General features: G+C 58.0%; 19 protein-coding genes. 6 read left to right on the top strand and 13 right to left on the bottom strand.

All coding sequences use genetic code 11. The features are described 5' to 3' along the window. Nucleotides 1-42: 42 nt before the first annotated feature. Nucleotides 43-1,566: an acetyl-CoA hydrolase/transferase family protein gene (locus tag VF694_RS15685; protein ID WP_440164874.1), complete on the bottom strand. Its 1,524-nt coding sequence runs from the start codon at nucleotides 1,564-1,566 to the stop codon at nucleotides 43-45. Between the two features lie 262 nt (nucleotides 1,567-1,828). Here VF694_RS15685 and VF694_RS15690 point away from each other — a divergent pair, with 262 nt between their 5' ends. Then, nucleotides 1,829-2,734, top strand: a complete 906-nt coding sequence (locus tag VF694_RS15690; RefSeq protein ID WP_440164876.1) for a LysR family transcriptional regulator — start codon at nucleotides 1,829-1,831, stop codon at nucleotides 2,732-2,734. 254 nt (nucleotides 2,735-2,988) lie between these two features. Here VF694_RS15690 and VF694_RS15695 read toward each other — a convergent pair whose 3' ends face one another. From VF694_RS15695 to VF694_RS15710, 4 genes are all read right to left on the bottom strand, one after another. Continuing rightward, nucleotides 2,989-3,183, bottom strand: coding sequence for a hypothetical protein (locus VF694_RS15695; protein ID WP_440164877.1), 195 nt, complete (start codon nucleotides 3,181-3,183; stop codon nucleotides 2,989-2,991). 596 nt (nucleotides 3,184-3,779) lie between these two features. Beyond that, complete coding sequence (ahpF, locus tag VF694_RS15700) at nucleotides 3,780-5,372, bottom strand: alkyl hydroperoxide reductase subunit F (RefSeq protein ID WP_003802315.1); 1,593 nt, start codon at nucleotides 5,370-5,372, stop codon at nucleotides 3,780-3,782. A 116-nt stretch (nucleotides 5,373-5,488) separates the two neighbouring features. Next, nucleotides 5,489-6,052: an alkyl hydroperoxide reductase subunit C gene (gene ahpC, locus VF694_RS15705; protein WP_003802317.1), complete on the bottom strand. Its 564-nt coding sequence runs from the start codon at nucleotides 6,050-6,052 to the stop codon at nucleotides 5,489-5,491. 191 nt (nucleotides 6,053-6,243) lie between these two features. Beyond that, nucleotides 6,244-7,680 (bottom strand): aminotransferase-like domain-containing protein, encoded by a 1,437-nt coding sequence (locus VF694_RS15710; RefSeq protein ID WP_336580145.1) that lies wholly within the window; start codon nucleotides 7,678-7,680, stop codon nucleotides 6,244-6,246. Nucleotides 7,681-7,830: 150 nt separating this feature from the next. On the opposite strand from VF694_RS15710, the gene VF694_RS15715 reads away from it, so the two are divergent. The 4 genes from VF694_RS15715 (at nucleotide 7,831) to VF694_RS15730 (ending at nucleotide 11,867) form a co-directional block, all read left to right on the top strand. Beyond that, nucleotides 7,831-8,721: a DMT family transporter gene (locus tag VF694_RS15715; protein WP_003802320.1), complete on the top strand. Its 891-nt coding sequence runs from the start codon at nucleotides 7,831-7,833 to the stop codon at nucleotides 8,719-8,721. Between the two features lie 186 nt (nucleotides 8,722-8,907). Next, nucleotides 8,908-9,645, top strand: coding sequence for a phosphoadenylyl-sulfate reductase (locus VF694_RS15720; RefSeq protein WP_003802322.1), 738 nt, complete (start codon nucleotides 8,908-8,910; stop codon nucleotides 9,643-9,645). Nucleotides 9,646-9,654: 9 nt separating this feature from the next. Further along, nucleotides 9,655-10,566, top strand: a complete 912-nt coding sequence (gene cysD, locus VF694_RS15725) for a sulfate adenylyltransferase subunit CysD (protein ID WP_059318309.1) — start codon at nucleotides 9,655-9,657, stop codon at nucleotides 10,564-10,566. Continuing rightward, nucleotides 10,566-11,867 carry a sulfate adenylyltransferase subunit 1 gene (locus VF694_RS15730; RefSeq protein ID WP_440164879.1) on the top strand — a complete coding sequence of 434 codons (1,302 nt, stop codon included), beginning with the start codon at nucleotides 10,566-10,568 and terminating at the stop codon, nucleotides 11,865-11,867. The genes cysD and VF694_RS15730 overlap by 1 nt, the downstream gene beginning before the upstream one ends. A 48-nt stretch (nucleotides 11,868-11,915) precedes the next feature. Here VF694_RS15730 and VF694_RS15735 read toward each other — a convergent pair whose 3' ends face one another. The 4 genes from VF694_RS15735 to hglS all read right to left on the bottom strand — a co-directional run bounded on the left by VF694_RS15735 (nucleotide 11,916) and on the right by hglS (nucleotide 17,868). After that, the gene (locus tag VF694_RS15735; protein WP_059318307.1) at nucleotides 11,916-13,319 is read right to left on the bottom strand and encodes an amino acid permease; all 1,404 of its coding nucleotides are present in this window, start codon (nucleotides 13,317-13,319) and stop codon (nucleotides 11,916-11,918) included. A gap of 173 nt (nucleotides 13,320-13,492) precedes the next feature. After that, nucleotides 13,493-15,022, bottom strand: a complete 1,530-nt coding sequence (gene amaB / locus VF694_RS15740) for an L-piperidine-6-carboxylate dehydrogenase (RefSeq protein ID WP_440164881.1) — start codon at nucleotides 15,020-15,022, stop codon at nucleotides 13,493-13,495. Between the two features lie 156 nt (nucleotides 15,023-15,178). Then, nucleotides 15,179-16,483 carry an NAD(P)/FAD-dependent oxidoreductase gene (locus VF694_RS15745; protein WP_003802331.1) on the bottom strand — a complete coding sequence of 435 codons (1,305 nt, stop codon included), beginning with the start codon at nucleotides 16,481-16,483 and terminating at the stop codon, nucleotides 15,179-15,181. Further along, nucleotides 16,480-17,868, bottom strand: coding sequence for a 2-oxoadipate dioxygenase/decarboxylase HglS (hglS, locus tag VF694_RS15750; RefSeq protein ID WP_301605955.1), 1,389 nt, complete (start codon nucleotides 17,866-17,868; stop codon nucleotides 16,480-16,482). The genes VF694_RS15745 and hglS overlap by 4 nt, the downstream gene beginning before the upstream one ends. Before the next feature lie 244 nt (nucleotides 17,869-18,112). On the opposite strand from hglS, the gene VF694_RS15755 reads away from it, so the two are divergent. Next, nucleotides 18,113-19,018, top strand: coding sequence for a LysR substrate-binding domain-containing protein (locus VF694_RS15755; RefSeq protein WP_003802334.1), 906 nt, complete (start codon nucleotides 18,113-18,115; stop codon nucleotides 19,016-19,018). 29 nt (nucleotides 19,019-19,047) lie between these two features. On the opposite strand, the gene VF694_RS15760 is transcribed toward VF694_RS15755, so the two are convergent. From VF694_RS15760 to VF694_RS15775, 4 genes are all read right to left on the bottom strand, one after another. Further along, nucleotides 19,048-20,235: an acetate/propionate family kinase gene (locus tag VF694_RS15760; protein WP_131070855.1), complete on the bottom strand. Its 1,188-nt coding sequence runs from the start codon at nucleotides 20,233-20,235 to the stop codon at nucleotides 19,048-19,050. Continuing rightward, on the bottom strand, nucleotides 20,232-21,227 hold the full coding sequence (locus VF694_RS15765; RefSeq protein WP_003802340.1) for a phosphate acetyltransferase: 996 nt from the start codon (nucleotides 21,225-21,227) through the stop codon (nucleotides 20,232-20,234). Before VF694_RS15765 ends, VF694_RS15760 begins: the two co-directional genes overlap by 4 nt. Nucleotides 21,228-21,473: 246 nt before the next feature. Then, nucleotides 21,474-21,941, bottom strand: a complete 468-nt coding sequence (locus VF694_RS15770) for a nuclear transport factor 2 family protein (protein WP_003802342.1) — start codon at nucleotides 21,939-21,941, stop codon at nucleotides 21,474-21,476. A gap of 61 nt (nucleotides 21,942-22,002) precedes the next feature. Next, nucleotides 22,003-22,920: a LysR family transcriptional regulator gene (locus tag VF694_RS15775; protein WP_003802344.1), complete on the bottom strand. Its 918-nt coding sequence runs from the start codon at nucleotides 22,918-22,920 to the stop codon at nucleotides 22,003-22,005. Nucleotides 22,921-22,930 lie beyond the last annotated feature (10 nt).

A 22,930-nucleotide genomic window follows, 5' to 3' on the forward strand; every position in this document is an offset into this window, starting at 1 on the left:
GTCGCCGGACTGACTCGGCCACGCATTACCCGACCTGATAGACTACACGGCAAGGAGCTCCTGCGTGTGGAACTGCTCCTGTTTCATGGTGCCCTCTTGCTGAAAACGAACATGCCAGGACAACGCTTCTTCCAGGATATGGGGCGTATGGCCGCCACGCTGACTGGCGCGTTCAAGATAATCCAGCAAAGCAGGACGATAGTCTGGGTGAGCACATTTTTCGATGATGACGCGGGCCCGCTCCCGAGGCGCCAAACCGCGCAAATCCGCCAGGCCCCATTCAGACACCAGTACCGCCACGTCATGCTCGCAGTGGTCTACATGCGAGACCATGGGCACGACACTGGAGATGGCGCCGTCTTTGGCCACGGACTTGCTGACAAAAATGGACAAATGCGCATTACGGGCAAAGTCACCGGAGCCGCCAATGCCATTCATCATGTGCGTGCCGCAAACGTGGGTGGAGTTCACATTGCCGTAGATATCAAACTCCAGGGCCGTGTTGATCGCGATAATACCCAGGCGGCGAACCAGCTCTGGGTGATTGCTGATTTCCTGTGGACGCAAGACCAGCTTGTCGCGATAGTTTTCCAATCCCTCCAGAAACTGGGCCATCTTGGGAGCCGACAAGGTCAAGGAAGAGGCAGAGGCAAAGCTCAACTGGCCCGAATCCAGCATGGCAATTGCGCTGTCTTGCAGCACCTCCGAGTACATCTGCATGTCCGTGAAAGGCGAATCCAGCAAACCATAGGTCACGGCGTTGGCAATCGTCCCGATACCGACCTGCAAAGGCAGCAGGGAATGACTCATACGACCCGCATCGACCTCTGCTTTCAGAAATTCGATAATGTGACCGGCGATGGCCTGGGTTTCCTGGTCAGGGGGCAGCACGCTGGAGGGACTGTCCAAAGCGTCGGTCACTACGATACCCACAATACGGGCAGGATCAACCTCAATCGCGGTGGTGCCAATACGTTGGTCCACATCGGTCAACTCAATAGGCTGACGATGGGGGCGGGCCTGGGGTACATAAATATCGTGCAGACCTTCCATTTCCACCGGCATGCTCAGGTTCAGCTCGACAATGATCTGACTGGCCTGCTGGGCGAAACTGGCCGAGTTGCCAACCGAAGTTGTGGGCACAATCGCGCCAGTCTCGGTAATGGCAACGGCCTCAATCACCGCGATATCAATCGCAGGCAGATTGCCCGAACGCATGTGCTCGACGGTCAAGGACAAGTGCTGATCCGTAAACAGGACCTTGCCTTCATTGATGTGACGGCGCAACACTGAATCTACTTGAAACGGCGAACGACGGGCGAGCACACCTGCTTGCGCCATCAAACCATCGCTATCATTCCCCAGCGAGGCGCCGGTTACCACGTTCAGTTTTAATGGCTCGGTGCGGGCGCGCTCGGCCAAAGCTCGAGGCATGACCTTACAGTCCCCGGCACGGGTAAAGCCGCTCATCCCGACATTCATCCCGTCCTTGAAGAAGGCGACGGCCTCCTGAGCGGTCATGACTTTGTCTTCCAACCCGGGGAAACGAATGCGATCCTTGAACATCGTGTGCTCCTGTCTCTGTGTCATTGATCTACCTGCTGTTGCTTTCGGAAGGGGCCGGGGCCGAAAGCGCCAGGCGAGATCTTCACGCAACAGAACGACATCACGCTTTAAAAGTGGTGGCGGTAAGAGCCGCAAATAAAAAGCCGAAATCGCCCTGACAACAGGCGTTTATGTTTTTTGAACAAAGCCAGCATAGCATCGCCATAATGAATAAAATAACTGCACAAAAGTCGTAAAACTCATAGAAAAAAGGACATTGAACATGGACATCCGGTCCTTAAGATACTTCATTGAAACCGTTAAACATCAAAGCTTTACACAGGCAGCGCAGAGCCTGAACGTGACGCAGTCAACCATCAGCAAGATGGTGAGACAACTGGAAGATGAGCTGGGGGAACCCTTGTTGATCCGCGATCACCGGCACCTGCAGCTGACCGATTGCGGCAAAGTGGTGCTGGAGCGCGGGCAGGAGGTATTGCAGAGCATGCAGGGACTGCTGCGAGAGGTGCACGAAGTGCAGGCTTTGCAGCGTGGCCGTCTGGTTCTGGGCATTCCGCCCATGATTAATGTGCTGTTTACAGAAGTGCTCAAGACGTTCAAGAATCGGCATCCACGCATCGAGCTTATTTTGCACGAAGAGACCGGCATGGGAATTGAGCGCATGGTTGCCGCGGGCACGGTCGAAATGGGGTTGAGCATTTTGCCCCTGGGGCCCGAGTTAAATGTGTCGGCCACACCGGTGGCCAAGCATGCGGTCTGGGCGATTGGCCATAAAGACACGCTGCCCGCTGGACAAAAAACCATCAAACTGCGGGAGCTGGAAAAGCATCCTTTGATTTTTCTGGGCGAAGACTACGCCCTGACCCGCATGCTGCGGCGCGCCTTTGCCCACGCGGGCTTGCAAATCAATATCGCTGCGCAGAGCAATCAATGGGATTGGGTCGCGTCCATGGCGCAAGCGGGCATGGGAGTGGCCTTGTTACCCCAGCCATTCCTGTCCCGGCTGGAACCGGGCGATTGGCTTGCCAAAGAGGTGGTGGAGCCTGCACTGAACTGGGAAGTGGCTCTGCTCTGGAATGGGCGCTATCTGTCGCAGGCGGCCAGGGCCTGGCTGCAAGTTTGCAGCGATGTGCTGGGTGGAAACTGGCCGGAGCTGGAGGGTGATTAATCATTAGAAAGGGGGATCGCCCCCCTCCTCGATTGCCGAGACAGCGCTTTACCTGTCTGCTCGTCATCGACGGTGTACCCGGGTCGCAACACAAACGACGTTGAGCGTGAATGCTCCGCTCCGTACCAGACAGCCAGTCTCAGCAAGCCATGGGGCGGAGCTGGCGCTTACGCAGGGTTTGGAAAGACTCATGCCCTTAGCAGACCGGGTAAGCGCAGCCTTGCGCAGACGCTTACCGTCAGTGTCAATCGACTCTATTCCACATAGTGCTCAATGGGTGAATGATCATCCAGTCTCAACACCCGACCATCGATCAATAAGGACGGCAGCCGGGTGACACCAGCAGCAAGTGCATCCGCAACACATTCCTTCTGCTCCGAGAGATTGAACGCCTGATAGTGATGGGCAGGCGTGGAAAAGATCTGGCTCAGCAACGTATTAATATCCAAGCAAATATTACAGCCATCATGAAAGAGTGTGACCTTGATCATTGAACGTCCTTTATGTGTAAGAGTCTCGATGCATGGGAAAACTCGCCGTCGTACCGGCCTGACCCGCTAAGCCTTAAGCCGGAACACCACGTCCCAGGGATCAGGGCTCAGGCCCACTCCCCGAGTCAAGGCCTCAGAAGGGAACCAAGCAAACCTCGATTATGTCCTGTGACAGAAAAGCATCATAGCAAAAATAAACCAATGGCAAGCTGCCCGTTCGTCTCAAATCGCTATCCGAGACTCCACATCATTCGGGCCGACCCGTGCTCCCGCAGCAAACCATCTGACGAGCGTTCCCACACACGTCCTTGGGCTTGCATGCTGAGAAACCTTACCGCCTCACACAGGGCCAGCCTGGACTTTCAGGCAGGCTTTGCAAGAGGGGCACAATCGCCTCTCATTCGACCCGCTTTGCACATGTCCACGCCAATACAAGCCATAGCGATGCAAAGCGCCTACCCACGAGCAGGCGTTGCCAAAAGAACTGCATAAAAAAAGGGCCGCCCCAAACAGGGCGACCCTCTTGCACCAGCCAGTCCAATAATCAGAAAGACTTAAGCCGTTGCGTTTTCTACCACTGGCGCTTCAAGCTCGGCCGAACTGCGGATCAGGTAATCAAAAGCGCTCAAAGCCGCTTTGGCACCCTCACCGGCAGCAATCACGATCTGTTTGTACGGCACTGTTGTCACGTCCCCGGCGGCAAATACGCCCGCCAATGACGTGGCACCGCGTACATCGACCTCGATCTCGCCGTGGCGCGACAAGGCCACATCGCTACCTTTGAGCCATTCCGTGTTGGGCACCAGGCCAATCTGAACAAACACGCCATCCAGCTTCAGGCTCTTGGCTTGCTGAGTCGCACGATCCAGGTAGTTCAAACCGACCACCTTAGTGCCATCACCCAGCACTTCCGTAGTCTGAGCCTGCATGATGATGGTTACGTTAGGCAGGCTGCGCAACTTGTTCTGCAAGACCTGGTCAGCGCGCAAGGCATCGCCAAACTCGATCAGGGTGACATGCTTGACCAGACCGGCCAGGTCAATCGCAGCTTCAACGCCGGAATTACCGCCGCCCACCACTGCCACATCCTTGCCCTTGAACAAAGGACCATCACAGTGCGGGCAATACGCCACGCCACGGTTACGGTAATCCTGTTCACCAGGCACGTTCAGTTCACGCCAGCGCGCACCTGTCGCCAAAATGACAGACTTGGCCTTGAGTTGAGCGCCGCCATCGACATCCACCACAATCTGCTTGCCTTCACGACGAATGCCCTGGGCACGGTGCAGATTCATGATGTCCACGTCGTACGTTTTAACGTGTTGCTCCAGCGCGGTCGCAAATGCAGGGCCATTGGTTTCGACAACCGAGATGTAGTTCTCGATCGACATGGTATCGAGCACCTGACCGCCAAAACGCTCGGCCAGCACACCCGTGCGGATTCCCTTGCGAGCGGCATACACGGCAGCGGCTGCACCGGCGGGTCCACCACCCACAATCAGCACATCAAATTCGTCCTTGGCATTCAAGGCTTCGGCACGAGCCGAGTTATCACCCGTATCCAGCTTGGCCAGCAATTCCTCGGCACTGGCACGACCCTGGTGGAACATTTCACCATTCAGGAACACGGCCGGAACCGACATGATGTTGCGCTGTTGGACTTCGTCCTGGAACAGGGCGCCATCAATTGCCACGTGCTTGATACGTGGGTTGATCACGGACATGGCGTTCAGAGCCTGAACCACGTCAGGACAGTTCTGGCACGACAGCGAGAAATAGGTTTCAAACACAAAGTCGCCGGGCAGATTACGGATCTGCTCAATCACAGCGGCATCCAGTTTGATCTCGTGACCACCGACTTGCAGCAGGGCCAGGATCAAAGAGGTAAATTCGTGTCCCATCGGAATACCCGCAAAGCTCACGCTAATATCGGTACCGGGACGGTTGATCTGGAAGGAAGGCTTGCGCTCTTGCGCATCCGCATCTTCACGATAGCTGGTCTTGTCGGACAGACCATCAATTTCTTGCAACAGTTCGCGCAGCTCGACGGACTTGGCGCCAGTATCCAGCGACGCAACGATCTCGATCGGTTGCGTGATCTTCTCGAGGTATGCCTTCAATTGAGTTTTGATGTTTGCATCTAACATGTGATACGCCCTTTATCCTGTACTGAACGAAACAACATAGGGTGCCTGAACCGGTCAGGCACCGGGGTGGCGGCGCAGCGCGCCGACCACCACTCAAGACTCGTGTTTAAACGGTCTTAGATCTTGCCAACCAGGTCCAGGGAAGGAGTCAGCGTCTTGGCGCCTTCTTCCCACTTGGCTGGGCAAACTTCACCGGGGTGAGCGGCGATGTACTGAGCAGCTTTCACTTTGCGCAGCAGCTCGGAAGCCACACGGCCGATACCGTTGTCGTGGATTTCCAGAACCTTGATTTCGCCTTCTGGGTTCACCACGAACGTGCCACGCAGAGCAATACCTTCTTCCTCAATCAGCACGCCAAAGTTGCGCGACAGTTGATGAGTGGGGTCACCAATCATGGGGTAGTTCACTTTGCCGATGGCTTCGGAGGTGTCGTGCCATGCTTTGTGAGCAAAGTGGGTGTCGGTGGACACGGAGTAGACCTCTACGCCCATTTTTTGGAATTCGGCGTAATGATCGGCCAGATCTTCCAGTTCGGTTGGGCAAACAAAGGTAAAGTCGGCTGGGTAGAAAACAAAAACAGCCCACTTACCGGCAACGGTTTCGTTGCTGACTTCGATAAATTTGCCGTTGTGAAAAGCGGTTGCTTTAAAAGGTTTGATGACGGTGTTGATCAAAGACATATTTGCTCCGGTGAGTGATTAATCATTGACAGTAAAGCCATTATAGGAAGCCCCTGTCGATTAGTAAAATTGATTAATGCAATAACGCTCATTGCTATTAGCTATCGCACGTCGCATAAAAATTTCTTTCTATGCAGCGCACAGACTTATGCTAACAGAGACAGATGACAGTGCAACTATCAGCACTCAAGCTATAAGGCTTCTGCGTTCGGCACGCTCGTCGCGATCCGCCTTGCCGTGGCCAAACAACTGGCAAAATCGCTCCAAAAAGGGGCATCGTCGCCCAAGGAAACGTTGATGCGCATATAAGTAGATGGTTGCTGCTGCGGAGAAAACAAGGCCCCGGGAACGAGCAAGTGACCGGGGCGCCCCAACGCGCGCACCAGGCTTTCCGTATCCACCCCTGTATTCACCCAGACAAACATGCCCGCCTGCGCGGGAGCATCCGGTGTCAGGCCCAACTGAGCCAATTGTTCAAGCGTGCGCTGCCGGTCAGCGTCGGCATAACGACGCAGCCGGTCCAGATGTTTACGATAGGGCCCGTCTACCAACACCCGGTGGATCACGCGCTCACTCAATTCGGGCGAGGTCAGACCCGCCAGCATCTTCAGATTCACCAGCGACCGCAGCAACTCGGGGGCGGCCGCCATATAGGCCACCCGCAACCCTGCGGCCATGACCTTGGAATACCCTCCTACCAAGGTGACGCGCTTGAGCTGATCGAGCTGAGCCAGACGGCACGCGGGGTGGGCGTGCAACTCGCTATAGGTATCGTCCTCAATGATGTGAAAATCCCAGGTCTGGGCCAAGGTCAAAATACCGTGCGCAACCGCCGGGCTCAGGCTAAAGCCGGTAGGGTTGTGCACGACGGTATTCAAAATAACCAGCCGGGGGCGATGGTCGCGCGCCAATTGTTCCAGTACAGCCAGATCAGGGCCGTCCGCCCGGCGCGGCACACTGAGCACGCGCACATCCACGACTGCCAGACGGGCAAAGAGCAAATACCAGGCAGGGTCCTCGACCACCACGGCATCGCCAGGTCGCAGCCAATGACGCAATAGCAAGTCCAATGCCTGCGTCACACCACTGCACAATAAAAGCTGCGTGTCGGGGTCTGCCGGTATGCCACTGTCTTCGAGCTGCCCCGCGATATGCTGCCGCAAGGGCCGGTAGCCGTGAGAATGGCCATACCCCAGCAAACTGGAACCCGCACTGCGACTGACTTGCCGCAAGGCAGCCAGGATCATGTCGTTATCGAGCCACTGGCGCGGAATGCCCGCGTTGTCGCTATTGCCCATAAAGCTGTTGAGCATCCAGTTGACATCGATTTTGCACGGCTCTTTTTTCTGTACCTGCAAGGACTCCGAGCGCAAGCGCCGTGGACTGCGCACCCGTACAAAAAAGCCAGAACCGGGCCGCGACTCCACCAAACCCAAGGCCATCAACTTCTCGTAGGCCGCCACCACGGTGTGAGGACTGACCCCGGTGGACTGCGCCAGTCGGCGCACCGAGGGTAGACGGCTACCGCCCCGATATCGCAAATGCAAGGCCTGCTGCACCCACGCAACCAGTTGATCGCTGAGCGTGACATCCGAACCGCGTACGGGCTCCCAATCCATCCATTCCATCGTGCCGACCTTTCGAAAGAGTGCTGACTGTAACGCCTGCCTGAACAGTACAGTCTAGTTACCGATCGCCGAACTGTACCGCCACTGTATTGGCTATTTATTTTAAGCTCAATGTTGTGATAAACCTATTTCCTGACCGTGGTGATATTCATGAACCGCAGCACCAGCCTTCCCATGCCCACTGCCGCTCCCGCCTTGCTGACCTACCTCTACGCCTTTATCGGCGTTACCGTCTTTGCCTTTACCTTGCCCATGACGCGGCTGGCAGTGCAAAGCTTTGATCCCTGGCTGATCGGAATGGCACGAGCCAGTATCGCCGGGGTGTTTGCGGCCATCATTTTGCTGGCCACCCGCAGCCGTCGCCCCACTGCGTCGGAATGGCGCGGCATCGCCCTGTCCTGTACCGGTGTGATCGTAGGCTGGCCCGTGTTTTCCTCGATTGCCATGCAGACAGTGCCGTCTTCGCACGGAGCCGTGTTAAGCGGGCTGATTCCTTTGGCGACCGCCATTGTTGCCTCTGCCCGCAGCGGAGACCCCTTGAGCCGCCGCTTCTGGATGTTGAGCCTGCTGGGTGCCGTACTGGTTCTACTCTATGCTTTCTATATTGGTGAAGGCGCCCTGCAAACCGGCGATATCTGGCTGGCCCTGGCCGTCTTCATGTCTGGCGTGGGCTATGCCGAAGGTGGCCGTGTGGCTCGAACCCTGGGTGGCTGGCGCACTATTTGCTGGTGCCTGGCGGCCAGCCTGCCGCTCACCATTCCTGCCACCCTGTGGCTGGCCTTTCCCATGGCAGAGATGCCTTCTTCCCACTCTGTCCTGGCCCTGCTCTATCTGGCCCTGTTTTCATCCTTGCTGGGGTTTTTCCCCTGGTACAAGGCCATGGCCCTGGGTGGGGTCGCTCGTATTGGACAGGTGCAACTGGCCCAGCCTTTTCTGACTGTGCTCATCTCGGCCGTATGGTTGAGCGAACGTGTGGATCTGCTGACCTGGCTCTCGTGCATCGTCATCATCGCCATTATTGCCGCCAGCCGCCGCGCCTGAAAACACCATGACAAGGCGGCTAAATACAGCAGGGGCATATTCACCTAACTAATACTTCGTTCCCAGCGTGGGCTCGCGCAAGCACACTGGCTCATCATCCCATGAACCATGTAAGGCAATAGCGCGGCCCACGTGACTCCGTTTTGAGCCGGGCCGGCACTGGTATTGCCACAAGGACAGTCGATCATGCCCGCCCAAGCCCCTGCCGCGCTTGCCCTGAGCGCCCGGCCCCTGATGCTGTGGAAACAACTGCGCGACGATCTGCAAGTCATCGCGCACGAACATGCTGATGCCGTTCTGGCCAGTTCCCTGGCCGCGGAAGACATGGTGTTGTTTCATGCCATGTCCATCTACACCCCCAAGCTGGAAACCGTCACCCTGGATACCGGTCGTCTGCACGCAGAGACCTTGCAGTTGGGGCGCGACATCCAGCAACACTACGAACGCCCTATCCTGTTTTTTCACCCTGACCCGGACCGGGTGCAGGAACACGTCACCACGCATGGCACACACGCTTTTTACGAAAGCGTGGAACTGCGCAAAGAATGCTGCGCGATCCGCAAAGTGGAACCGCTGCGCCGTGCCTTGCAAGGCCGATCGGCCTGGATCACCGGCCAGCGTCGCGAACAGACCGCCAGCCGCACCGAGCTGTCCAGCAAGGAATACGACAGCGTCTTCGGGCTGCAGAAATTCAACCCCTTGATCGAATGGACGCAGGACGATGTCTGGGCCGTGATCCGCGGACTGAGCATCCCTTACAACCCACTGCACGACCAGGGCTACCCCTCCATAGGCTGCGAGCCCTGTACGCGCGCCATTCGTCCCGGTGAAGACGTGCGCGCCGGGCGCTGGTGGTGGGAACAGCGCGACAGCCTGGAATGCGGCCTGCACGCCAGCAATCTGAATACCCGTGTCAACACCTGAAGGAACCCCATGGGCGAACCACTCTCTACCCGTACTCACCTGGACTGGCTGGAAGCCGAAGCCATTTTCATTCTGCGCGAAATCGCAGCTGAAGCTGAAAAACCCGTGCTGCTGTTCTCCGGCGGCAAGGACTCGGCCGTTCTGCTGCAACTGGCCCAGAAAGCCTTTGCGCCCGGCCCACTGCCGTTTCCCTTGTTGCACGTGGACACCGGCCACAACTATCCGGAAGTCATCGAATTTCGAGATCGCCGCGCCGCTGAACTGAACGCCGAACTGATTGTGCGCAGCGTGGAAGAGTCCATCGCGCGTGGCACCGTGGTGCTGCGCAACGAAACCGCCAGCCGCAACGGTGCCCAAGCCGTCACCTTGCTGGAAGCCATTGCCGAATTTGGCTTTGATGCCTGTTTCGGTGGTGCCCGCCGTGACGAAGAAAAAGCGCGCGCCAAAGAGCGCATCGTGTCCTTTCGCGACGAATTCGGCCAATGGGACCCCAAAGCGCAACGCCCCGAGCTGTGGCACCTGTTCAACACCCGCATCCACAAAGGCGAGAACCTGCGCGTTTTCCCGATTTCCAACTGGACCGAGCTGGATGTGTGGCAATACATCCAGCGTGAGGCGATTGATCTGCCATCCATCTACTACACCCACTCCCGTGAGGTGGTGGAGCGCCAGGGCCTGATCGTTCCCATCACCCCGCTGACTCCCTTGCTGGAGGGTGAGACCTCCGCATGGCGCGACGTGCGTTTTCGCACCGTAGGCGATATTTCCTGCACCTGCCCCGTACTCTCTACCGCCGCGTCCGTGCAGGACATTATTGCTGAAACCGCCTTGGCCACCATTACCGAGCGCGGTGCCACCCGCATGGATGACCAGACTTCCGAAGCCTCCATGGAACACCGCAAGAAACAAGGATATTTCTAATGAACACCGTCAATGACGCCTGGCTGCAGGCTGCCGATCAGGGCGTGCTGCGCCTGATTACCGCTGGCTCCGTGGACGACGGCAAATCCACCCTGATTGGCCGTCTGCTGGTTGACAGCCAGGGCGTATTTGCCGACCAGATTGCGGCTATTCAGCGCTCCAAGTACAAGCGCGGCGACGATGCCGAACCCGATCTGGCCTTGCTGACTGACGGCCTGGAGGCCGAGCGCGAACAAGGTATTACCATTGATGTGGCCTATCGCTACTTTGCCACGCCCAAACGCAAGTTCATCGTGGCCGACACGCCGGGACACGAGCAATACACCCGTAACATGATTACGGGTGCCTCCACCGCCCAGGCGGCCATCATCCTGATTGATGCGCACCGCGCCAAAGACGGAGAGTTACTGACCCAGACCAAGCGCCACAGCACCGTTGCTAAACTGCTGGGCCTGCGTCATATCGTGGTGGCGGTGAACAAGATGGACCTGGTCGATTGGGACCAAGCCGTGTTCGAGTGCATCCATCAAGCCTACCGCCAGTTGGCCACGCAGCTGGGTATCGAACACTTCCATATCATTCCGCTCTCGGCCCTGAAAGGCGAGAACATCACCCAGGCATCGCCGCACACACCTTGGTATCAAGGCTTGCCCCTGCTGCCTTTGCTCGAATCGCTGGATCTGCGCGAGAACATTCAGCGCCCTGCCCGTTTGTTTGTGCAATGGGTGGCGCGTCATGGTGGCAGCAGCGCCGATGGCTTTCGGGGCTATGCTGGTCAGCTCAGCGGTGGCCGCCTGCAGGTGGGTGATAGCGTTCAGGTATGGCCCAGCGCCAAAACCGCACTTATCACCCAGCTCTTTCGCGCGGGCCAGGAGCAGATCCAGGTCAGCGACGGAGACGCCGTCACTGTGGTGCTGGATCGAGAACTGGATATTTCGCGCGGCGATTTATTCACATTGGCCCACGATCCCGTTAGCACCAGCAAACGATTTGATGCACAGCTATGTTGGCTGGACGAGCAGGCTCTCAACACCTCCCGCTCCTACTGGCTCAAACAGGGAACACGGCTGACGCAGGCCAAGGTGCAGGCGGTACATGCCTTGCGCGACGTACACAGCCTGCAAGAGCAGCAGGTAGCCGACACCCTGTCCTTGAATGATATTGGCCGCGTCAGTCTGGTCAGTCGGGACCCGCTGGTGCTGGACGACTATCAGGATCATTCCAGCACGGGCTCTTTCATCTTGATCGACCCCAGCACCAACCAGACCGTCGCTGCCGGACTCGTTCAAAAGGCTGCATGACATCCGCTGTGCGGCAGGACCTGTGCCTGCCGCATTGCGTGCCTGAGGTTACAAGGACCATCCCTGCCGCATCTGCCCAGCCTGGCGGGCACCACGTCGAAGCCTGATAAACGCCGCCAGCACAATGCAGGCGCTGACCCCTAAAGTCATGGCCAACTGGTAACGGTAGGCCTCCACCATCGCCATATACACCAGCACCGCCAGGATCAGGATGATGGACAAATAGGTCAGCCAGGGAAAAAGCCACATCTTGAAGGGCAGGTCTATGCCTTTTTTTTCCGCTTCGCGCCGCGACAACAGCTGGGACACAGCAATCACCAGATAGACCAGCAAGGCGATGGCCCCGGTGGTCGAGAGCAAGAAGGAAAATACCTGGCCGGGCAAGAGGTAGTTCACCAAACACCCTGCAAAGCCGGCCAAGGTCGAGACAAGCACCGCGTTATAAGGGACACCTTTGGGCGAAACCCGGGCAATACAAGCCGGAGCGTCGCCACGGACGGACAGGGAATAGATCATTCGAGAGGCCGTATACAGGCCGGAATTCATGCAGGAGGTCACGGCGATCAAGACCACCACATCCACCAGCAATTTGGCCTGGGGCAGTTGCAACACTTCCAAGGTACGCTGAAATGAACCCACCTGCGTGAGCCTGGGATCGTCATACCCCACAATCAAGACAATCAAGGAAATCGACAGCACATAAAACAAGGAGATTCGGTAGACCACCAGGTTAGTCGCCTTACGTATTTTTTCCTGAGGCTTATCCGTTTCGGCTGCGGCAATCGTCACAATTTCCGCCCCAAAAAATGAAAACATCGTAATCAAAATACCTGCCAGCACCGCCCCCATGCCCTGCGGCGCGAAGTTGCTGAACACGGGAACCATGGGTACCTTGCCCCCCTCGACCCACGGCCAAAAACCGGTCAGGGCGCACAGGCAAGCCACAATAAACACAATGATTGCCAACACCTTGATCAAGGCGAACCAGAATTCAAACTCGCCAAAATTCTTGACGCTAAACAGATTGGTCGCCGACAAGGCAACCATAATGACAATCGAAAACACCCACGAGGGTATATCCGGCATCCATTGATGCAGGATGTCGGCACCGGCAATGGCCTCGACCGGAATAATCAACCCCCAGAACCACCAGTACAACCAGCCAATGGAAAAGCCCGCCCACGGCCCGATCGCCCGCGCGGCATAGGTGGAGAATGAACCGCTGTCCGGGTTGGCCACGGCCATCTCGCCCAGCATGCGCATCACTAGCAGCACCAGGGCTCCCGTCAATATGTAAGACAATACCGCCGCGGGTCCGGTTTTCGCGATGGCATTGGCGGAGCCAATAAAAAGTCCAGCGCCGATAATCCCCGCAATCGAAATCATGGACATCTGTCTTGAGTTCAGGCCGTGCGCGAGCGCGCCCCGACCTGCCTGATCAGGCATAGTCATTCTTGTCTCCTCGCTTTTTTATTTCATGGCGGCACCAGCCGAGCCCGCCTGAGATGCCCTTGCGATAGGCTTGGCCGATCAGGGGCACCTCTTATCCATGAGCACCACCCTGTGCGGGTCGCAGGCCCTGCCGATCAGCGGTCAGGGCCGTCTTTCTGAGCACTCGAACAGCGTCAGAGGTCGAACTTCACGCCTTGCGCCAACGGCAGTTCCCGTGAATAGTTGATGGTGTTGGTCGCCCGGCGCATGTAGGCGCGCCAGGCATCGGAGCCGGACTCACGGCCCCCGCCGGTTTCCTTATCACCGCCAAAGGCACCACCAATCTCGGCTCCCGAAGTCCCGATATTGACGTTGGCAATACCACAGTCAGAACCACTGGCCGAGAGAAACGCCTCGGTTTCACGCAAGTCATTACTGAAAATCGCGGACGACAAACCTTGTGGCACATCGTTTTGCAGCGCCAGCGCCTCGGACAGCTCCTCATAGCGCAGCACATACAAAATGGGCGCAAAGGTTTCCTGCCGGACCGTGTCGGTCGGGCTATCCATTTCCACGATGGCAGGCCTGACGTAATACGCTGAGGGAAACTCGTCCTGCAACACTCGCTCCCCACCCGTAACCCGCCCGCCCTGTGCGCGGGCTGCCTCCAAGGCCGCCTGCATCGCCTCAAAAGCGGCCTGATCGACCAGCGGTCCCAGCAGCGTTCCCTCCTGCAAGGGATTACCGATCCGGAGCCTGCCATAGACCTGTTTGAGGCGTTCCACCAGTTGATCACTGATACTGCGATGCACAATCAAACGTCGTGTACTGGTACAGCGCTGCCCTGCCGTACCCACAGCCGCAAAAACAATCCCTCGCACCGCCAGATCCAGATCCGCATTAGGCGTGACGATAACCGCGTTATTGCCACCCAGCTCCAGCAGAACGCGACCGAAACGACGCGCCACACGAGGGCCCACCTCCCGTCCCATGCGTGTGCTACCGGTGGCCGACACCAGCGCCACCCGAGCATCATCCACCAGGATCTCACCCGGCTCGCGCCCACCGATCAGTACCTGGCTCAGGTGCGCGGGCCCGTCTTGAAAACGCGCCATGGCTCGCTCAAAGACTGCCTGGCAAGCCAAAGCGGACAACGGTGTTTTCTCCGAGGGTTTCCAAACGACGGCATCCCCACACACCAGTGCCAAAGCGGTATTCCAGGCCCACACCGCCATCGGAAAATTGAAGGCCGTAATCACACCGACCACGCCCAGGGGATGCCAGGTTTCCATCATGCGGTGACCGGGCCGTTCAGAAGCAATGGTCAAACCATAGAGCTGTCGGGACAGTCCCACGGCAAAATCGCAGATATCAATCATTTCCTGGACTTCACCCAGACCCTCACTCGTGATTTTTCCGGCCTCCAGAGAAATCAACTGTCCCAAGGCGTGTTTTTCGGCCCGCAGCTCCTGACCCAGCAGGCGGACCAGCTCCCCTCGTACTGGAGCCGGGACAGTACGCCAGGTCTGCCAGGCCTGATGGGCACGGGCAATGGCCTCTTTGACCTCCTCGCTGCCGTGAGGTCGCAGTTGGGCCAATTGGCTGCCATCAATAGGCGAGCGTACCGACATGCCCTGCTGGAAATCGAGAGCGGTCGTCACGCCCAGTCGGGCCAAAATGGAATGCGCGAGTTCGCTGGTATGCGCCGTGGCTGTGTAAGTCATGCTTGTACCCCATAAAAAAGTGCGGAAGATCGGCCTGCAAAAGCCCTCCCCTTCCTGAACATAAAGCGTCAGCCTTCGGGACAGGCAGGTCTGCCGCTATCGCCAGCAGGCCACTGCGTAACCCAAGGTTTGTCATCGGCTGAACGATCGACAATCTCAAGATCGGCGCTGTCCCGACAGGCTGCGGGCACCGACAAAATGCGCCAACTGCGCCCCGTATTCATAGCCCGCCTCCTTCAAGGGTTTGCATGAAACCGGTTTGAGCGCAGACACAGGCAGGGGCAAGTCCTGCACCTTGCTCCGCCCCACGATCAAATTCGCCAGTTCGCGCCCAAAGACCGTGCCGGGGGCAATGCCTCGCCCGTTATAGCCGCTAAAGGACCAGACCTGCCGCCCCAACTGGTGCAGACGCGGCACGGCATCCGACGTCATGCCTATCCACCCATACCACTCATAATCAAACTGCACCTGCTTCAGGGCCGGAAACAGCTGCCGCAAGGCACGTTGTGCCCAGGCCTTGTGCACTGAGCGCCCACGGTCGCGCAATGCCCCCACACTGCCAAAAACCAGGCGTCCGGCCTGATCGAAACGGTAGGAAGACAGAACCGAACGCGTATCCCAGACCCCCTGCTTTCCCGGCAGAATCTGGGCGCGCAGCGCGGCATCCAGGGGTTGCGTGGCCACATTGAAATACGGCAGACGCACCAATTCTGCAGGCAAGGCGGGCCAGACATCACTGGTGTAAGCATTGGTCGCCACAATCACCCACGGCGCCAGCACCTGGCCATCCTCGGTCTGCAGCACCCAGTGCGTGCGGCCGTCCTCAACCCGTCTGACCGCAGTTTGCTCATAGATGCGGGCCCCTGCTTGCATCGCGGCCCGCGCCAGACCCCGAACATAGGCCAAAGGTTGAATCGTGCCAGCACGCCGATCCAGCAAGGCCCCCGCATAGGCGGTGGTTCCCGTTGCCTCAGCCACCTGTATTTGATCGAGCAACTCGACTGGCGCCCCAAGCTGCTGCCATTGGCGCCAACGCTCACGGATATTGCGTAGACCACCCGCCCCTACCGCACAATGCAAGGTACCGGCCTGCACGGCCTGACAATCCATCCGGTGCTGGGCCACCAGCTCATACACCGCCGCCGGTGCCCCACTTAACAAATGCAGCAGGCGATCTCCGTAAGGCGAGCCCACTGTCTTGAGCAGCGTTTCCGGTTCAAGCCACAGGCCCGCATTGACCAGACCCACGTTTCGTCCCGATCCCCCAAAACCGATCTGCGCCCCTTCCAGCACGACGACCCGAACCCCGGCCTGCGCCAGATGCAAAGCAGCAGACAAACCGGTAAAGCCCGCACCCATAATGGCGACATCGGCCTTAACGGAGCCTTGTAAGCGCTCACACGCCGGCGCGGGCGGCGCGGAAGCCTGCCACAGGCCGTGACTGCGCTCGTGCGCATTCATGCTTTTGACTCCGCAAGAAAACGTTGCTGCAACGCCTGCTCGGAGCGCGTCTGAGCAGCCTGGTACAGATCAATCTCATCAAGCACAGGACTGCCCAGGTTGCGTTCAAATTCCGCGCGAGCCGCCTGCGAGACATAGTTTTTTTGCTCCGCATCACCCAGGTTGGACTGAAAAATCCCCGCTGCGCTGACCGGCAGAAAATCTTCGTACGTAATCGGGCTTAGTGCGACCACCCCGCGCTTGACCAGATCAGGCAGGTCCCAGGGCCGGCCAGCGGCCACTTCTTGCTGCCAGACAACCGGGTCCCGTGGCTCAAACCGGAAAAAAGCCAGTCCACGTTCATACAGCTCATGCTCGTCATCCGGGAACTGAGTAAAGACATGCTGGAGACGCTCGGTGTACGTCTGCGTAGACCTTGCTTGCGACCCGAGTTCTCTGGCCTGCATCAGCAAAGAGTCGTAAAGTGCGCGGCCTGCCCGCGTCAAGGCCACACCACGTTGCTCGATCTCGCCAAAGCGCGCGGTATGGGAACCGGCCCGCGTCTGGCCGACAAACTCAATCTCCTCTTCCAAGGCCTTGAAGCTGGTCTGACGCAGCAGGATGGGGTTGCGCCGTCGCGGCGGGCCTTCGATCAACTCTTTGGCGGGAATGCCCCGTTGAGGCATCGCCTCTTGTACGGCGTCAATGTCCAGAGTTCTGGGCGTAAGGTGATTGATGTGCGGCCCCTTGAAGCACACAATATCGGCCAGCAGACGATGCGCTGCATGGAACTTGCGATAGGTGTCCTGATCAACAGTGGCTTGGCGATGCCAGCGAAAAACCTCCGTGGCCGCCGTTACAAACTCCTTGGCCTGCGGCTCGGTCAGTCCCCCTGCCGCCTGGGCTTGCGCGGCCAGCTCCAACAGCCCGGGTGGAAAAATCGATCGCTGCGACAAGATGGCGGCCGCCTGTTGGCGCAGGCTCACATCTTCGATCAGTTCCAGCCTGAGTAAAGAGGTAAATACCCGAAAAGGGTTGATCTGCAGTGCGTGCTCATCCACAGGGCGAAACGCGGTGGAATGAACCGGCACCCCCGCCACGGACAGATCGTAATAAGCCACGGGATACATGCCCATGACCGCAAAAATCTGGGCAATCCCTTTGAGCTCCGCTGCTGTTCCGACCCGAATCGCACCATGACGCTCCACCTCCAGGCGGGTCAGCTCCGAGTGCTGCCGCAAGTCGCGCTCCAGCGTCGGCTCCCGCTCGAGCACGGCGGCGTTGATCTCACGCACCAAGCTCAACAAGGCACCGTACTGCGGCACCTCTTGCTGATACATGGCCGACATGGCACGCGAGAACCGGGAACGGATTTCGTCCTTGGATATAAAAACAGAGGTGTCCATAAAACCACCAGCAAGTTGCCTGACCTGACGACACGGCAAGGTCAGTCCATGAGTGAATCACTCCCGCTTACCGGCATGCGCTATTTCACATCGCAGTCCGCGGCAGCCCATAATCCTATAAGCCTGAAATAGTCGGCTATCTTGCACATCATTCTGTGAGCGGGGACAAGAGGGGTCAAACGATAATTCCAACTCAAGTCATTCCTGAATAGAATGACTCAACGTTTTCCCTTAGCTAGCCGGTATGTCCATTCCCAAGCGCTTTCTTCCCCCCATGCACGTCCTGGTGGCCTTTGAGGCTGCTGCACGCCTGGGCAGTTTCACAGCCGCGGCAGGCGAGCTGAGTCTGACCCAAAGCGCGGTCAGCCGGCAGATCCGGCTACTGGAGGAAATACTGGGCGCGGACCTTTTCATCAGAGAACGCCAAACCGTTCGTCTGACCCAGGCTGGCAGTACCTACGCCCAGGAACTAAGCGATGCACTGCGGCGTATTGCCAATGCCACCTTGGGATTCAAAGCCAATCCCCACGGCGGAACACTGAATCTGGCGATCTTGCCAACGTTCGGCACACGCTGGCTTGCCCCCCGATTGCCAGCGTTTCTTGCCACGCACCCGGGCATCACCATCAATCTGCTCACGCGCCTGCAGCCCTTTGACTTTCAAATGGAACATGTGGATGCCGCCATCCATTACGGCCTGCCCGACTGGCCGGGAGCCCATCTGGATTTTCTGATGTCAGAAACGGTGGTGCCGGCCTGTAGCGTCGGCATGCGCGAGCACTATCGGTTTGAGACGGCCGCGGATTTGCTCAAGGCCCCCTTGCTGCATCTGGTTTCGCGGCCAGATGCGTGGGAGCGCTGGTTCGGCGCCAACGGCGTGGAAAACGTGCGTATTCACGGCATGTTGCTTGACCAGTTTGCACTGATTACGCAAGCCGCCATTTCCGGCCTTGGGATTGCGCTGCTGCCCACCTTCCTGTTCAAGCAGGAGCTGGAGCGGGGTGATCTGGTTCTGGCGCTGGACTCGCCCTGCACGAATACGGAAGCCTATTACCTGGCATGTCCAGCGGGACGCGGTGATTACCCCCCCCTGCTCGCGTTTCGGCAGTGGCTGCAGGAAGAAATCGGTCGTGAACGCGCCCCGGCCTGACGCCGGGGCCTCAGGCAGCCCCTGCGATGTTAGGGGCTTGCCCGCACCAGAGCGAGAGACTGCTCGGCAATAACCCGTTCCTCATTGGTAGGAATGACCAGAACCCTGACCGGGCTGTCGTCTGTGGAAATGACGGTTTGCCCCTTCTGGTTACGTATCGGATCAATTTCCACTCCCAGCCATTCCAGGTGCTGCGCAATGCCTGCACGTATGGACGGGCTGTGCTCGCCAATACCTGCTGTAAACACCAAGGTATCGAGCCCCTTCAGGGCCACGCATAAGCCAGCCAAGTTCTCGGCCGTGTGGTAACAAAAGTATTGCACGGCCAGTTTGGCTCGCGGATCATCGGACGCCTCCAGTGCCCGCATATCAGCCTGTTCGCCCGACAGGCCTTTCAGACCGGATTGGGTGTAGAGCACGGACTGAATCTCGTCGTGATCCATGCCCTGCTCCAGCATCCACAAGACCACGCCGGCGTCCAGACGTCCCGGCCGTGTGCCCATCGGCAAACCATCGAGTGCGGTAAACCCCATGGTGGTATGCACGCTGCGCCCTTCTTTCAGGGCACAGGCCGAAGCGCCCGAGCCCAGATGAGCCACGACCACCCGCCCATCGGCCAGCTCGGGAAACTCCTGTCGCAGGTGCTGTGAAATATAGTGGTAGGACAGGCCGTGAAACCCGTAGCGGCGCACACCCTGCTCAAAGAAACGTTCCGGCAAGGCGAAATGCTGCAAATAAGGTACATGCCCCTGATGGAACGCCGTGTCCAGACAGGCCACCTGAAAAATTTCCGGATAGTGCTCGAAAATCACTCGCACTGGAGCCAGATTGTTCTGCTGATGCAAGGGAGCCAAGGGTGAAAGACTGTCCAGATAGGCCAGAACCTGCGGCGTCAGGGGCACGCTTTTGTCGTAACGCGCACCGCCATGCACGATACGGTGACCCACCGCAATGGGCCGACCCTCCACATGCTCCAGTAACCAGCGTGCCACCAGAGCTTGGGCTGTGTGCAAATCTCTGGCCTGCTCAGCGGCCAGATCCTGCTTGATCAGGGACTGCCCTTGCGCATTCTTGACCTTGAAAGCGGGCTGGGTACTGCCAATGCCCGAGACCTGGCCGCCAAACTCAAAGTCAAGCTGGTCGCCCGGCTGAACCTGGTACATATGAAACTTCAGGCTGGAGCTGCCCGCATTAACAACCAGAATCTGCTCGCTCATGAATGCTTGGCCTCCAAGGCAACTTTACGCTCCAGATAGCCGGCATAAATACTGGCCACCGCGCAAGAGGCCAAACGGGTCTGTGCACTGTCGGCGCGACTGGTCAGAATAATGGGCACACGCGCGCCCATCACAATACCGGCTGCCTGCGCACCGGATAGAAAAGTCAGATTCTTGGCCAGCATATTGCCCGCTTCCAGATCGGGGGCCACCAGAATCTGCGCCTTGCCCGCCACTGGCGACACAATACATTTGATGCGTGCCGCCTCGGGGCTGATGGCATTGTCCAGCGCCAAGGGGCCATCCAACACCGCCCCGGTAATCTGGCCGCGGTCGGCCATCTTGCACAAGGCGGCGGCTTCCAGCGTGGTCGGGATTTTTTCCGTCACCTGCTCGACGGCAGACAGGATGGCCACCAGCGGTGTACCCAGCCCCAGTCCATGGTGCAGATCAATGGCGTTTTGCACAATGTCCGCCTTGGTGCTCAAGTCCGGAAAAATATTGATGGCGCCATCGGTCACGAACAAAGGCTCGGGGTAACGGGGCACGTCCATAATAAAAACATGGCTCAGACGGCGTCCCGTGCGCAAACCCTTGCCCCCGGTACACAGCACGGCCTGAATCAGCTCATCGGTATGCAGGCTGCCCTTCATCAGCAGTTGCGCCCGTCCCGCCAGCACCTCTTGCACCGCCCGCTCGGCCGAGGCATGGCTGTGAGGCGTATCAATCAAGGTGATTCCTTCCAGACTCAAACCATGTTGCGCCGCCACGGCATGCAAACGAGCCTGCGGTCCCACCAATACGATATCGAACAGACCTTGTGCCCGAGCCTGCAAGGCTGCCCCCAAAGACACGTCGTCGCAGGGATGAGCCACCACACAAATCCGCTTGGGCTCTTTGCGAGCTTGCTCGATCAATCGGGAATAGTGACTGGACGGCGCGGGGCAATCCGCCGCCTCTGCGGTCGCACTCAAGCCAGCAGGGTGATTCATGATAGAGGACTCCTTGAAGTTAAAGGAAGGCTAACTCAACACTAAACCATTTATTCGCCCGTCTGTCTTTGACGGCGAACAGGGAAACTTCAATATTTTTACCTCTATTCATTTCAGGCCAGTACGGCTGAGACATCGAGATTACAGATTTAAAAAATCCGGTTTGGCGTTGACCAGACCGGATTTGTATTGCGTGGGGAGGTATCCACGGACCTTGTCCCGTTTCCAAGGACTCAGGACTTGAAATTACAGACCTAATTCACTCAAACCGGGATGATCGTCGGGGCGACGCCCCAAAGGCCAATGGAACTTGCGCTCGGACTGGGCAATAGCCACATCGTTAATACTGGCATGCCGTACCGCCATGTAGCCATGCTCATCAAATTCCCAATTTTCATTTCCATAACTGCGCCACCATTGCCCGTATTCATCCTGCCATTCATACGCAAAGCGCACCGCGATTCTGTTTTCATGCCAGGCCCATATTTCTTTGATCAAACGATATTCACGCTCTTTTTGCCATTTACGTTCTAAAAAAGATTGGACCTGATCGCGTCCCTGCGGAAATTCGCTGCGATTGCGCCAGCGCGTATCCACGGTATAAGCCTGCGAAACCTTGACCGGGTCACGGCTATTCCAGGCATCCTCTGCTGCGCGTACTTTCTGACGGGCGCTGTCCAGATCGAAGGGGGGCAAGGGAGGACGTTTATCCATGGTGATCTCCTAGAAAACAAGGGTGTAGCGGACAGTCTAACGGCAAAACGTAAGCGGTCTTTTACGGACTATCCTCTGCCCAGGGCGCACGCTCAAAACTGGCCACCAGAAAATCGATAAAGGCCTGCACCCGAGCCGGGCGCGAGCGGCCAGGCGGAGTGAGCAAATGCAAAGTCAGGCTGGGCAGATCCCATTGCGGCAAGACCACTTCCAGCAAACCTTGCTCGACCAGGTCACCGAGCAGAAACTGCGGCAGCACGGCCAAGCCCAGCCCCTGCAGCAACGGCGCCATCAAGGCCTGGGCATTATTGACCTGCAAGCGGCAAGGCACCGTTTGCGAGTAGTGCTCGGCCCCTTGCTGAAAGCGCCAGACGCTGCCTCGTCGCTCGTAGGCATAGCGCAGACTGCTGTGCCGGGCCAAATCGCTGGGATGCGCCGGCCTGCCATAGTTGGCCAGATAGGCAGGGGCCGCGACCAAACGCAAACGCAGATTGCACAACCGACGCACTAAAAGACTGGAATCGTCCATCGTGGAGATGCGCAAGGCCATGTCAAAGCCCTGCTCGACAATATTGACCTGGGCATCATTAAAGTGCAGATCCAGCAACACCGCGGGGTGCTGCTTCATAAAGGCTGGCAGCAAAGGCGCCAGATGCTCGAGCCCAAAAGACATGGGCGCCGCAATCTTTATCCGCCCTTGCAGGCTTTCCCACTGATCGCGCGCCAGCGCTTCAGCACCTTGCCCAGCGGCCAACACAGTTTGCGCCTGCTCCAGGCTGGCCAGACCGGTCTCTGTCAGAGATAGACGCCGAGACGTGCGATGAAACAAAGAAATATTCAGCTGCTTTTCCAGCCGGGCGATGGCCTTGGAGACAGTGGGCTGCGACAGGCCCAACACCTCGGCTGCCTGGGCAAATGAGCCGGTTTCAGCGACAGTGGCAAAAATCGCCCAGGCCTGAAGATCGGGGAGCGTTTTCATGTAATTTTTG

This window comes from Alcaligenes sp. Lyrl_28 (assembly GCF_051948705.1).
Classification (GTDB): Bacteria; Pseudomonadota; Gammaproteobacteria; order Burkholderiales; family Burkholderiaceae_B; genus Alcaligenes; species Alcaligenes ammonioxydans.

Excerpts from the sequence above, each read along its gene's own strand:
- VF694_RS15685 (WP_440164874.1), bottom strand. The coding sequence starts at position 1,566 with ATGTTCAAGGATCGCATTCGTTTCCCCGGGTTGGAAGACAAAGTCATG.
- VF694_RS15690 (WP_440164876.1), top strand. The coding sequence starts at position 1,829 with ATGGACATCCGGTCCTTAAGATACTTCATTGAAACCGTTAAACATCAA.
- ahpF (WP_003802315.1), bottom strand. The coding sequence starts at position 5,372 with ATGTTAGATGCAAACATCAAAACTCAATTGAAGGCATACCTCGAGAAG.
- ahpC (WP_003802317.1), bottom strand. The coding sequence starts at position 6,052 with ATGTCTTTGATCAACACCGTCATCAAACCTTTTAAAGCAACCGCTTTT.
- VF694_RS15710 (WP_336580145.1), bottom strand. The coding sequence starts at position 7,680 with ATGGAATGGATGGATTGGGAGCCCGTACGCGGTTCGGATGTCACGCTC.
- VF694_RS15715 (WP_003802320.1), top strand. The coding sequence starts at position 7,831 with ATGAACCGCAGCACCAGCCTTCCCATGCCCACTGCCGCTCCCGCCTTG.
- VF694_RS15720 (WP_003802322.1), top strand. The coding sequence starts at position 8,908 with ATGCCCGCCCAAGCCCCTGCCGCGCTTGCCCTGAGCGCCCGGCCCCTG.
- cysD (WP_059318309.1), top strand. The coding sequence starts at position 9,655 with ATGGGCGAACCACTCTCTACCCGTACTCACCTGGACTGGCTGGAAGCC.
- VF694_RS15730 (WP_440164879.1), top strand. The coding sequence starts at position 10,566 with ATGAACACCGTCAATGACGCCTGGCTGCAGGCTGCCGATCAGGGCGTG.
- VF694_RS15735 (WP_059318307.1), bottom strand. The coding sequence starts at position 13,319 with ATGACTATGCCTGATCAGGCAGGTCGGGGCGCGCTCGCGCACGGCCTG.
- amaB (WP_440164881.1), bottom strand. The coding sequence starts at position 15,022 with ATGACTTACACAGCCACGGCGCATACCAGCGAACTCGCGCATTCCATT.
- VF694_RS15745 (WP_003802331.1), bottom strand. The coding sequence starts at position 16,483 with ATGAATGCGCACGAGCGCAGTCACGGCCTGTGGCAGGCTTCCGCGCCG.
- hglS (WP_301605955.1), bottom strand. The coding sequence starts at position 17,868 with ATGGACACCTCTGTTTTTATATCCAAGGACGAAATCCGTTCCCGGTTC.
- VF694_RS15755 (WP_003802334.1), top strand. The coding sequence starts at position 18,113 with ATGTCCATTCCCAAGCGCTTTCTTCCCCCCATGCACGTCCTGGTGGCC.
- VF694_RS15760 (WP_131070855.1), bottom strand. The coding sequence starts at position 20,235 with ATGAGCGAGCAGATTCTGGTTGTTAATGCGGGCAGCTCCAGCCTGAAG.
- VF694_RS15765 (WP_003802340.1), bottom strand. The coding sequence starts at position 21,227 with ATGAATCACCCTGCTGGCTTGAGTGCGACCGCAGAGGCGGCGGATTGC.
- VF694_RS15770 (WP_003802342.1), bottom strand. The coding sequence starts at position 21,941 with ATGGATAAACGTCCTCCCTTGCCCCCCTTCGATCTGGACAGCGCCCGT.
- VF694_RS15775 (WP_003802344.1), bottom strand. The coding sequence starts at position 22,920 with ATGAAAACGCTCCCCGATCTTCAGGCCTGGGCGATTTTTGCCACTGTC.